The sequence below is a fragment of the Paenibacillus chitinolyticus genome (assembly GCF_045038035.1).
In the GTDB taxonomy this organism is placed as follows: Bacteria; Bacillota; Bacilli; order Paenibacillales; family NBRC-103111; genus Paenibacillus_F; species Paenibacillus_F chitinolyticus_A.
The window spans coordinates 1,143,437-1,155,753 of sequence record NZ_CP173427.1; the positions used below are offsets into that span (position 1 = coordinate 1,143,437).

The window sequence follows — 12,317 nt, forward strand, 5'->3', positions numbered from 1 at the left end:
TTCTTTTGCGGGAACCGTAAAGAACGGTCCTCCCATTCTCTTACATTTTTCTAGCGGTACATGTCTATGGTAAACTGGTAGATAGAGCAAGGATACAAAAGGACACAAGGAAGGAAGCAAGATGCACAACGAAGATTTAGAAAAACCGGATTCCTCTAAACGCACGCGTTTCTCTGTTCGCATTAATTTATTCTTTTTCACGACGTTTATTTTGTTTTCCGTTCTGATCGTCCGTCTGGCCATCCTCCAGTTTGTCGAAGGAGACAGGCTCGCGGAAGAGGAGAAATCGGCCACCAACCGGGAAACTCCCATCCCGCCGATCCGGGGCAATATTTATGATTCCAACAGCTACCCCATTGCCTATACGATTCCGGTCCAGTCCGTCTTCTTCCGGATTGAATCGGGGCAGAACAATAAGGAAGAAGTAATCGGTCTCGCCCGTAAGCTTGCGGACGTTTTCCGGCAGTACGGTTCCAAGACCGCCAAACCTTTGACGCCCGAAGAAATCGTAGAGCTGATGGACGTAGGCTACGATATCAACCAGCAGCAGACGAAGGCGCCGAGCTATTACTCCATTCCGAGAAGGATCAAAGCCGATCTGACGAAGGAAGAGGTCTCCTATTTGCTGGAGCACCGGGATGAATTCAAATGGATCGAAGTGATGGAAGAGAGCATTCGGACCTACGACCAGGATAAAATCGCGGTTCAGCTGACCGGATACATGCGGCAGTTTTCGACCGCGAGGGAATCCAAATACGGGCTCAGCTTTTATAAAAACAAAGAAAACACGGCCGAATATCTCGATACGGAAGACGTCGGCTATGACGGGCTTGAGCTGATGTATCAGGAAGAGCTGCGCGGCAAGAACGGCTACAAGAAATATCCCGTGAATTCCTCGCAGAAAATTATCGGGCCCGTATCCATCACCAAGCCGGAAAAAGGCAACAACCTGTACCTGACGATTCACAAGGACATCCAGAACCGCACCGAACAGAAAATTATGGATCATCTGGCTTACTTGCGTCAGCCAAAATCCAGCTCTTACGGCTATTCGCCCAATGCCCGTTCGGGTTACGCCGTCGCCATGGAAGTCGATACGGGACGTGTCGTCGCTATGGCCAGCATGCCGGATTACGACCCCAACCTATGGACCGGCGGGATTAAGACGACGGAGTACAAAAAAATCCAGCCGTTCGTCAACAACGGGACGATTACGACGGCCTATCCGGATTATCCGGAGAACGAGCTGAAAAAGCACGCCAATTCCATCGTGTACATGGGTTCGACGATTAAACCGCTGACCGTGCTTGCCGGTCTTAAAGAAGGCTTTTTCGGCGTGAACGATTATTATAACGACAGAGGCTCTTATTCGTTCGGTAAAAAGGGATCGCAAAGCACGATCTGGAACTCCGGCCGTAAATCGTTCGGACCGATCAATGCCGCCGATGCGATCAAGCATTCGTCCAATACGTTTATGTCCGCGATGGTCGGGGAACGGCTGTATTTCGACCGGGAAGACGGTTTGAAAGTATGGGACGATTACTTGAAGCGGTTCGGCCTCGTCGTGCCGACGGAAAGCGGCCTTCCGAACGAATACGCGGGCTCCAACGAGTCGCTCGCCAACTCTAAGCTCGACAGCAAGCAGTCCGCTCTCGTCTACGCGTCTTGGGGGCAGAACGAGAAGTCGACCACCCTGCAGCTCGCCCAGCACGCCGCCATGCTCGCCAGCCGGGGCAAACGGATGAAGCCGTTGTTCGTGGACCGCATCACGACCTACGAAGGCGAAACCATCAAGAAGTTCGATCCCGTTGTGCTCAGCGAGGAAACTTCATTCAAGCCCCAGTACTGGGACACGGTTTTCAAAGGCATGAAGGAAGTCAGCAAGCAGGGCTTCGACGGCGTCAACTACACGGTAGCCGCCAAAACGGGTACGTCCACGCAGCAGATCGGCTCCAAAGAGGTGGACAACGCCGTATTTATCGCGTTCGCTCCGGCCGATAAACCGAAGCTTGCCGTTGCGGTCGTCGTCCCGGAAGGGGGCTACGGCTCCTACGGCGCCGCTCCGATCGCGAGGGAAATGTTCGACGCGTACGACGAATATATCGGCCTGAACGGCACTCCGCGCGGACCGGCTAACGGCAAGACGGACGGCACAGCCAAGCACTAGGCCGGGACACCGCGTGCTCCCCGTAACGGGCGCTGCGCGTGAAGGTGACCGGCCGCCAGACAACCTCACAAAACCGGGCTCCTGCTCATGTTTGTCACTTCTAACAGGAAGGGACATAGACTGAAAGCAGGGAACCCGGTTTTTTTTGCTTCAAAAGTTGCCTAATACCAACAATTGTGTATAGAGGAAAAGGGGCGGTGGATATGAAAAAACGGAGGCTGGCTTCATCGGTTAAACGCCTCATGTGGGTTATTGCCTTTTTGTAAACGAGGGTTGCCCGCGGTCCCCGGAAAAAGGTGGAGACGCTTCTATTCCAAGGAATCAGGAGCGTCTCCGGCGAGCTTAAAAAGCCGCGGTTACAGGGGGCCGCGAGTTTTCATTTTCAGAAAGGCGACCGGGTGTGCTATACTAGTTTATCGAATAACAACAAGACTAGTTGTAGCTTTAGTGGAGGTGTGAATCACTCGTGTGTGGTATCACCGGTGTTATGTATTTTGAAGATAGAGAGCCATCCGTATCCATGCTTCAGCAGATGACGGACGTGATTCATCACCGCGGCCCGAACGACTCGGGCTTCTGGACAGAGAATCGGATCGGGCTCGGGTTCCGCCGACTGTCGATTATCGATATTGCGGAGGGCCATCAGCCGCTTTGCAACGAAGACGAATCCGTTTGGATCATTTTTAACGGGGAAATTTACAATTATAAATCTTTGCGGAGCATGCTGCAGGACCGTGGCCATGTTTTCCGGACGAACAGCGATACCGAAGTCATCGTCCATTTGTACGAAGAATTCGGTGAAGAATGCGTGAAGCATCTTCGCGGCATGTTCGGTTTTGCCATCTGGGACCGCCGCAAGAAGCAGCTGTTCGCCGCCCGTGATCATTTCGGCATCAAACCTTTTTATTATCAGTACAACGACCGGCAGCTGCTGTTCGGTTCCGAAATCAAAAGCCTTGTCGCATCGGGAAGCGTAAGTCCGTCCATCCGGACCGAGAGCCTGATGAACTACTTGACGTTCCAGTACGTCCCTGAGCCGAACACGATGTTCGAAGGGATTCAGAAGCTGCCGCCGGCGCATTACATAAAAGCGTCCTTCGACGGCGAAATATCGATTCACCGCTACTGGGATCCGATGTTCGATCCGGTGGACCGCCCCTTCGGGGAGTATGTGGAGCAAATCCGCGAAACGCTCAAAGATTCCGTCGTCCATCACATGGTCAGCGACGTGGAGCGCGGCTGCTTCCTGTCCAGCGGAATCGACTCGACCGCGATTGCGGCTCATATGCGCCAGATCGAGCCTATCCGGACGTTCTCCGTCGGTTTCGAAGGTCCGAACAACGAGACCCTGATCGCGGCCGAAACGGCCAAAGCGCTCGGTACGGAGCATTACTCCAAGATCATCACGCGTGAAGATTTCTTCAACACGCTGCCGAAAGCCGTCTGGCATCAGGACGAGCCTGTTGCCGACCCTTCGGCCATCGCGCTCTATCACGTGGCCCAGCTTGCCCGTGAGCACGTTACCGTGACGCTGTCGGGCGAAGGCGCGGACGAGCTGTTCGGCGGCTACCGGATCTACCGGGAGCCTCTGTCGCTGGCTCCGCTGGAGAGCCTGCCGCTTTCCGTACGCCGCATGCTGCACCGGCTGGTGAAAATGCTGCCCGCCGGCATGAAGGGCCGCAACTACCTGCTTCGCGGAACGACTCCGCTGGAGGAGCGCTTCCTCGGCAACGCGAAAATTTTCACCGAGGATATGAAGGCGGAAGTGCTGCGCGTGGACAGCGAGATGTACAAGCGGTATCAGAATCCGTTCCAGATTGCCGCCCAATATTACGACAAGACGAAGCATCAGGATCCCGTGACGCGGATGCAGTACATCGACATGAACCTGTGGATGCCGGGCGACATCCTGATGAAAGCGGACAAAATGACGATGGCCCATTCCCTGGAGCTGCGCGTTCCTCTGCTTGACAAGGAACTGTTCGAGGTTGCCCGCCGCATCCCGACGAAGTACCGGATCGCCGAAGGAACCACGAAGCATATCTTCCGCAAAGCGATGGAAGGCATCGTGCCGGATTTCATCCTGAACCGTCCGAAGCTCGGATTCCCGGTTCCGCTGCGCGACTGGCTCAAAGGACCGACGGGTTCCACCATGGTGGAGCAGATTAAAGCGAGCGGCATCGAAGACTATATAAAAATCGACGCGGTCGAAAGAATGGCCAAGCTTCATCAGGACGGACAGGGCGATTATGCACGCCGTCTGTGGACCATTTACATGTTCGCTCTCTGGCACGCGACCTATATGGAAGAAACCACGAAGAAAGCCGTAGCCGCGTTCTGACATAAAAGTTTCGTTTAGCTCCAGATTCCCCTCCGGGAGTCTGGGGCAATACTTACGAAGCGGCTTTCCTGAAGGAAAGCTTGGAGGAGGAAACATTTTGAGTCAATATAAGCTGGTAGCACTGGATATGGACGGCACGCTGCTTAACGAAGAAAAGCAGGTTTCCCCGGCGAACCGGGAAGCGATTTACGCGGCTTTGGAAGCGGGAGTCACCGTTATTTTCTCGACCGGACGCGGCGTGCAAAGCGCCCTGCCTTACGCCGAAGAGCTCAAGCTGCAAACGCCGATTGTTTCCGTCAACGGAAGCGAAGTCTGGAAAGCTCCGCACGACCTTCTGAAACGTACGTTGCTTGATTTGGATCTGGTCCGGCGGATGTACGACCTGGCGATTGAGCACGACACCTGGTATTGGGCTTATTCGGTCGAGGGCATGTACAACCGGGATAACTGGGCAGAGGATATCACCAAGCCCCAGTGGCTCAAATTCGGCTTTTACACGGAAAATAAAGAAAGCCTGGAGATCATCCGCGGAGAGCTGGCCCGCTGGGGAGAGCTTGAAATCACGAACTCCCATCCGGACAATCTCGAGCTGAACCCCAAAGGAATCAGCAAAGCGAGCGGCATCGAAGAAGTCTGCAATCTTCTCGGCATCGAGATGTCGCAGGTCATCGCCATGGGCGACAGCGAGAACGACATCGCGATGATCCGCGCGGCGGGTCTCGGCGTAGCGATGGGCAACGCCCAGGACGGCGTGAAGCGCATCGCCAACCTTGTTACGGTTACCAACGACGAGGACGGGGTCGCCAAAATCATTCAGGAATACGTGCTGGACCCTTTATCCGCACGTTAAGATAGCCGCGGACGTTTATCGGGAAGAAAGGATGAGAAGACATGGCTATTTTGGGATGGATCCTCATTATTTTGCTGTTTGCCGTCGGGATGCTGGGTGCGGTTTTTCCTATTCTTCCGGGTGCGCTCGCAATTTTCGGAGCTTTTTTCGTCTACGGGTTTTTCTTCAGCTTCGAACCTTTCGGCTTCTGGTTCTGGCTGATCCAATCGGCGGTCGTTATCGCCATCACTATCGCCGACTATCTCGTAAGTGCGTTCGGCGTCAAGAAATTCGGCGGTTCCAAGGCGTCCGTATGGGGAAGCACGATCGGTCTGCTCGTCGGTCCGTTCGTCATACCGGCTTTCGGGCTTATCCTGGGGCCTTTTATCGGCGCTGTGCTGGGCGAACTGATTCATGGCTCGAACCTTAAGCACTCCGCCCAGGTCGGGGTAGGATCGGTTCTCGGTTTCTTCTCCAGCGTTGTCGTCAAAGTCGTTCTTCAACTGCTGATGATCATTCTGTTTATCATTTGGATTTAACCCGTTCAGGGATAACCGTCAAAAAAGGCGGACTGCGGAAGCGCGCGGAATACGCCCTATCTCTCCTTTGGAAAGGAAGACCGACATGATTAAAGTAACCGTGTGGAATGAAAACGTGCATGAGAAAACGAATGCCAAAGTAGCCGAAGTATACCCGGAAGGCATCCACGGAGCGATTGCGGCCGGGATCGCGGGAGACTCCTTCCAGATCCGCACCGCAACGCAGGATCAGCCCGAGCACGGGCTAACGCGGGAGGTTCTGGATGACACGGACGTTCTGATCTGGTGGGGCCACAAAGCTCACGGCGAAGTCGCCGATGAAATCGTGAACCGCGTACACCAGCGCGTATTGGACGGCATGGGGCTTGTCGTACTGCACTCCGGTCATTTCTCGAAAATTTTCAAAAAGCTGATGGGCACTTCCTGCGATTTGAAATGGCGCGAAGCCGGCGAGAAAGAACGCCTGTGGGTCGTGGACCCTTCCCACCCGATCGCCGAGGGCATCGGGCAGTACTTCGAGCTGGAGCAGGAAGAAATGTACGGGGAGCATTTTGATATTCCCGCGCCGGACGAGCTGGTCTTCGTCAGCTGGTTCGAAGGCGGAGAGGTATTCCGCAGCGGCTGCACCTATCACCGCGGGCAGGGCCGGATTTTCTATTTCCGCCCCGGTCATGAAACGTATCCGACCTATTACAACGAGAACGTTCTGAAAGTCATTACAAACGGTGTGAAATGGGCGGCTCCGGTACGTACGGCCAAGCCGGTTTACGGGAACGCGCAGCCTTTGGAGAAGCTTCAGGCGAAGTAAAACGGCGTCAGCCGATCACGTCCGGAAAAGGATCTCCTTTTCCGGTCTTATTATGTATGGGGAGAAGGAACGACATTGTCTAAGGATTCGCTAGTCAAAGGCACTCTGATCTTGACGGTCGCGGCTTTGATTGCCCGCTTTCTCGGTGTATTTCAGCGTTTTCCGCTCGTTTATATGCTCGGGAACGAGGGAATGGCGAGTTATGCGATCGCTTTTAATCTCTACAGCAATCTGCTGGTTATCGCGACGGCGGGCATTCCGAGTGCCCTGAGCAAAATGATTTCCGAGCGGACCGCGCTCGGGCGGATGGATGAAGCGAACCGGATCTACAAAGCCGCGTTGATATTCGCGGCCGGAGCCGGCGTTGTCATGTGCGCGATCCTGTTCCTTCTGGCTCCGCATTATGCGCAGTCGTCCGGCGATCCTCACGCCACGCTGGCTACGCTGGCCATCGCTCCGGCGCTGCTGTTTTTCCCGCTGATCGCCATCATGCGCGGTTATTTCCAGGGCCGCCAGAGAATGATGCCCAACGGCATCTCGCAGGTGATCGAGCAGATCGTCCGTCTGATTACGGCGGTAGGGCTGGCTTATCTGCTGCTGGGCGTCTCGCTCGACTGGGCCGTGGCGGGGGCGTCCTTCGGTGGTGTAACCGGTGGAATCGCAGCCTTGGGCGTCATGCTGTACTACGCGCTTAAGCTGCGTAAAGAAGACAGGGGGACGCTGCCGGTTTCCGAACCCGTTTATACGGAAAACGGTCAAAGCCGCCCATCGGGAGGGAAACTCCGCTACGGGCAAATTTACGGCCAATTGCTCAGATTGTCCATTCCGATCGTTATTTTTTCGATTACGGTTACGCTCATTTATAACATTGACTCTTCCACCATTATTCCGCTTCTGCGGGATCAGATCGGCGAAGCCAAAGCCAAGGATATCGTCGGTATCCTCGGCGGGCAGGCCCAATCGCTTGCGGGGCTGCCGATTGTGCTGGCGATCGCGCTCAGCCAGTCGGTCGTCCCCATTATTTCGGGAGCCTACTCCCGCCGGGACTTGGAGCTGGTCCGCAACCAGTCCTCCCGCGTGATGCAGCTCGCCATCCTGTCCGGCCTGCCCATGGTTCTGGCGATCTGTGCGGCGGCACGCCCGCTTTCGGGCATGTTCGACTACGGCGGCACTCCGACAGGCTACGAGTACGGCCCGCCGATGATCGCCATGATGACCGCGGGAGCGATGTTCCAGATCATCATGCAGACATCGGGCGCCGTCCTGATGGGCATGGGCAAAATGCGAGCGCTCGTGTCCAGTGTCGTTTTCGGCATAGCCGTAAAGCTGCTCGGCAACTTGATTCTATCGCCGTGGCTCGGCATTTACGGCATTCTGGCTTCGACGATGCTCTGCTTTATCGTCATGTCCGCCTTTAACCTGGCCGTGATGCGCAACGTGGTTTCCTTCCGCATCATGGCTCCGCGCCGCTGGACCGGCCTTGTCGTCACGACGGCTGTCGTCGTGGCGGTCGGCGTGTTCGCGGAGCGGCTGCTCTTCGAGCATCTCCACTTGTTCCCGTGGAGAGTCGTGAACGCAACCGTCAACGCCGTGCTGATCGGCGCCTTGGCTTGCGTGCTCTATGTCATCCTTCTGTTTGTCACGAAAGTGGTCACGAAGGATGACATCAAGACCTTCCCCGCGCCGCTGCAGAAGCTTTACGCCAAGGCGGGCCGCGTGCTCGGCAGGGGATAAAGCTCCCGCGGGGCGGCCGGCCTCCGCCACCGCCGGACCAACCGATCAAAACGCCCGATGTGCCTCTGCATAAGCAGAAGGGACGCCGGGCGTTTTTTTAGTCCCCTTTCAACTGAGTGGACGCGAGGGCGGCCAGTTGAATTTTATGGAGGCCGAAGCAGCATTCGGCGCTCATCTCGAACAAAGCGGGGACGTCGATGTCCCCGAAGTAGCCCGTCACGCTCCCGGCATACGCGGGGAACCAGTCCCCGGACTCGGGAGCCGTCAGCGGGACGTCCTTCCACGTGAGTTCGAGCTCCGGACTGTAGATGCCCGCGGCTCCGGCCTTCAGCTCGCAGCCTTCCAGCTTCGGGCCCGCTGCGCTGACTCCGGGGACGTCCTTGCGGATGCGGGTGAACAAATGCGGCCAGTAGTCCGCCCGTGATCCGGTGTGCGGCTGTGCGGAAGCGAAAAGCACCACGCCCTGGTGGACCGCCGGAATGCCGAACAAGATGGCGTACAGCGTTTTTCCGAATCCGATCCGTTCCTTGATATCCGTGAAGTTCTCCAATATTTCTCCGGCCAAATTCAGGCGGTCCGCGGACTTGTGCATAGGATCTTTGTGCAGGGCGAAAGGAAAGAAAACCTGATTCAGTTGAAGGAGCGCCTGAGCCTGAAATTCCGCCGTTTCCAGAACATGCGTAATGAAATACTGCTGTTTGACTACACGGCTTTCTATAAAATGTTGTTCATTTACGATTAGGGAGATCGTTAGCAGCACCGGATCGTGAACCGCCCAGAATTCCTCCCAGACGGGCCTCATAAAAACGGACACCCCGAAGGCCGGGAGCAGATGAAACAGAGGCTCGCCGGACCGCTTCGACTCCTCGTAGAGCAGCAGCTGCGGGTAGGCGTCCCCGAATATGAGCGCATTTGCTCTCTCCAGAAAAGCGAAAAGAGCTTCGCGTCCCGGACGTTTCAGCAGGGCGGGAAGAAACTCCCCTTCCAGATCCGTCATGTTCCATCCGCCGTTGCGGGAGACCATATGGGCGAGAAGGGCCCAATGAAGCTCGGGATGCTGCTCATACAGGTTCCAGTAAGCCCGGGTGCGGGTTACGTTGTTCCGGTTTTTCCGCTGCGTATCGAGGCGAATGCGCTCCACGAGCCGCCTTTCCTGCGCGGACAGGGAAAACTCCGGAGTCGGCGGGCTTACGGGCAGTACCGCAAGGTCCTTCCATGTCCTGCGCAATCTTTTGACACTGTCTTTGCCCGGTACAAGTTTCTGGGCACTCTGGCCCAAGTGAAACGCGGACTGCAAAGAAGCCAGTTTGCCCGATGCAAGCTGGGTAATCGTGTGCGGTACACCCGCCAGCCAGTGTCCGATCGCTTTGAGCGGATTGCTCTCTTTGACCCCGTTGCCGTTCATTGTTGCAGCCTCTTTTCCCCGGAATACTTTGTGAAGCAGCCGTAACGTCAATCATTAGGATGCCCGTTTTTTCCGATTTTCCATCTTCCTGCACGATATGCAAACAAATGGGCAGAGGTCCTGCTTTCCAGGAAAATTTATCGGGAATGTGAGTCTTTTTGCTTACTTGTGCGTATATAAAAGAGTTAGCAATACTTGGGAGCTGGAAAGGAGCCGGAAAATGAAAGTGAATAATTGGAAGAAGGTTGTGTGCGGGGGTACAGGCGCGCTCATGATCGTCCTTACGGGCTGCGAATCCGTGGGAGGTCTTGATGTGAATAAGGCGCTGGTCAACCAGTACGCCGTCAAATCGGCGGAGTCGCAGGAGTCACTGAAGTTTGAACTTCTGACGGGAGATCTGGCCGGTTTGCCGCCCGAGGCGCAGAAACTGGTAGGCCTGTTCAAAGAAGTGACGATCAAGTTTACGGAGGAGAAGATCCAGGATCCCCGGAACGCATCGATGAAAGGTGAATTTACATACGGCAAGGGAAGCATCCCTTTCGAGCTGTCCCTTCAGAACGAAGATATTATTATCCGCATCGAAGGCGTAAGCAAGCCGATTTACATTCGCAACGCGCAGACAGGTCCTCTTAACGGAGGCTTACTTGTACCGGGCGAGAAGAGCATCCAGGAGCTTCAGAAGGTGCTCGAAGACAAACTTCCGACGCTTGCGTCGTTCTTCATCGGCCATGCGCCGAATCCGAAGACGATCGGGGTTACGTCCGTTTCGGAGAAAGTGAACAATGAGACGGTTTCCCTGCAAAAACTTCATGCCGAAATTAAAGGCAGCGAAGCGCTCGGTCTGGTCAAAACCTTCCTGCAGAACATCGCCGCCGACGAGAAAGGCCTGAAGGAATTCCTCGGGACCGTATTCGACGTATTCGGACCGATCGCCAAAGAAGCCGCCGCACAATCGGGCGAGGAGAACAAGCTGCTGGATGCTTATCTGTCCAACAAAACGCTAGCGGTCGAAACGATGTATACCGCCGTACAAACCGGTCTGAAGGATGTTCTGGCAAGCTATGACGAAACGACCGACAAGCTGGTGAACGGTCCCGGCAATGAGCCGATCCGCGACATTCTGAGCGACCGCTCGTCCGTAAACGTGGACTTGTATGTGGACAGCTCCCAGCAAATCCGTAAAAGCAGCGCGGGAATTACCATTCCGCTTCCGGAAGCCGAAACGGGATTGAAAGGGATCAAACTGAGCATGGCCGGAGAAAGATGGAATATTAATCAGCCCGTCACGATCAGCCCTGTCAAAGCCGAAGGAGACCGTTTCGTCTTCGATGCGGCTGATCCGGAATCGGTTCCTTCTCTCGGAAGCTTCCTGAAATCGGTGGATAAAAATTCCTCGATTTACAAGCTGCTCAAAGAGGATCTCCAGATTACAAAGCGTTCCTTCACGCTGCCGCTGGACGATGAAGACATGAGTTTGTTCGGTTTTGGGGGCTACCGCAAAGGCGACGTTTCCATGGCGCCGGTGACGCACGTAGCGAATATGCTTGACGCGAAAGTGAAATGGGACGGGGAAACGAAGCAAATTACGGTAACGGACGACCTCGGCGGCCATACGATCGTGTTTACGCTCGGCAGCGCCGAAGCGCTTGTCGACGGTAAACCGGTGACACTGGAGCAGGCTGTCGAGCTTCACGGGGATTACACCAGCGTTCCGTTGAGATTCCTGGCCGAAGCGCTGGGCGGGGAAGCGAAATGGGACAGCAAGCAGGATGCTGTTATCATTACGCGTCAATAATTACGGCAGAAATTGAAGGCGGAAGCCGAATAGCATGAGCAGGGAGCGGGCTGTAATACAGTCCGCTCTTTTTTTTGCCCGCAATGGGTTAAAGCCGGATGCATACGGCGATAATCCTACAAAGATGGCAAAGAGGAGATAAAATGGAAATCAGAAAATTTCAGGTATCGGATATTCGCGCCATCGTCTCGTTGTTTTATGAAACCGTTCATTCCGTGAATAAGAAAGATTATACCCAAGAGCAGCTTCATGCATGGGCATCCCAAGAGGAAGAGGAACTCAGATTGGAATCCTGGAAGGATTCGATGAGCCGCAATATCTCGTATGTCGCTCTAAACGATGGCAAGATTGTGGGCTTTTCGGATATGACCGTAAACGGATATGTGGACAGATTGTACGTGGATAAGGGTTTTCAAAGACAGGGAGTAGCTTCAGCTTTAATGAACGTTCTTGAATACGAGGCAAAAAAACGGAGGTTTACCGAACTGGAAACGGACGCGAGTATCACGGCGAAACCATTTTTCGAACATCACGGGTTCCGGTCGGTTCGGGAGCAAAGCGTGGAACGCAGAGGGATTAAGCTGGTTAACTTTAAGATGAAGAAAGAATTAAGCCGTGACGTTTGAGAGAAAGAGCAGCAGTGCAGCTCACGCGTGGCCTTAAAAAGGTAGAGCCGATATCCCCGAGGGGGAGTATCGG

Annotated in this window: 9 protein-coding genes; 8 read left to right on the forward strand and 1 reads right to left on the reverse strand. The window is 54.9% G+C overall.

The features are described from left to right. Positions 1–121 precede the first annotated feature (121 nt). The 6 genes from ACI48J_RS05285 to ACI48J_RS05310 all read left to right on the forward strand — a co-directional run bounded on the left by ACI48J_RS05285 (position 122) and on the right by ACI48J_RS05310 (position 8,418). The gene (locus ACI48J_RS05285; RefSeq protein WP_326054152.1) at positions 122–2,167 is read left to right on the forward strand and encodes a penicillin-binding transpeptidase domain-containing protein; all 2,046 of its coding nucleotides are present in this window, start codon (positions 122–124) and stop codon (positions 2,165–2,167) included. A 466-nt stretch (positions 2,168–2,633) separates the two neighbouring features. Beyond that, the gene (asnB, locus tag ACI48J_RS05290) at positions 2,634–4,508 is read left to right on the forward strand and encodes an asparagine synthase (glutamine-hydrolyzing) (protein ID WP_405082034.1); all 1,875 of its coding nucleotides are present in this window, start codon (positions 2,634–2,636) and stop codon (positions 4,506–4,508) included. 97 nt (positions 4,509–4,605) lie between these two features. Further along, positions 4,606–5,358 (forward strand): Cof-type HAD-IIB family hydrolase, encoded by a 753-nt coding sequence (locus ACI48J_RS05295; protein ID WP_405082036.1) that lies wholly within the window; start codon positions 4,606–4,608, stop codon positions 5,356–5,358. Between the two features lie 41 nt (positions 5,359–5,399). Continuing rightward, the gene (locus tag ACI48J_RS05300) at positions 5,400–5,876 is read left to right on the forward strand and encodes a DUF456 domain-containing protein (RefSeq protein WP_405082038.1); all 477 of its coding nucleotides are present in this window, start codon (positions 5,400–5,402) and stop codon (positions 5,874–5,876) included. 85 nt (positions 5,877–5,961) lie between these two features. Next, positions 5,962–6,684, forward strand: a complete 723-nt coding sequence (locus tag ACI48J_RS05305; protein ID WP_326054147.1) for a ThuA domain-containing protein — start codon at positions 5,962–5,964, stop codon at positions 6,682–6,684. A 75-nt stretch (positions 6,685–6,759) separates the two neighbouring features. Then, positions 6,760–8,418, forward strand: a complete 1,659-nt coding sequence (locus ACI48J_RS05310; RefSeq protein WP_405082039.1) for an oligosaccharide flippase family protein — start codon at positions 6,760–6,762, stop codon at positions 8,416–8,418. A gap of 97 nt (positions 8,419–8,515) precedes the next feature. On the opposite strand, the gene ACI48J_RS05315 is transcribed toward ACI48J_RS05310, so the two are convergent. Continuing rightward, positions 8,516–9,823 (reverse strand): DUF2515 family protein, encoded by a 1,308-nt coding sequence (locus tag ACI48J_RS05315; protein ID WP_405082040.1) that lies wholly within the window; start codon positions 9,821–9,823, stop codon positions 8,516–8,518. Positions 9,824–10,043: 220 nt separating this feature from the next. Here ACI48J_RS05315 and ACI48J_RS05320 point away from each other — a divergent pair, with 220 nt between their 5' ends. Together ACI48J_RS05320 and ACI48J_RS05325 are read left to right on the forward strand one after the other, a co-directional pair. Next, entirely contained in the window at positions 10,044–11,618 is a 1,575-nt protein-coding gene (locus tag ACI48J_RS05320) for a copper amine oxidase N-terminal domain-containing protein (protein ID WP_405082041.1), read from the forward strand. Positions 11,619–11,761: 143 nt separating this feature from the next. After that, complete coding sequence (locus ACI48J_RS05325) at positions 11,762–12,244, forward strand: GNAT family N-acetyltransferase (RefSeq protein ID WP_405082042.1); 483 nt, start codon at positions 11,762–11,764, stop codon at positions 12,242–12,244. Positions 12,245–12,317 lie beyond the last annotated feature (73 nt).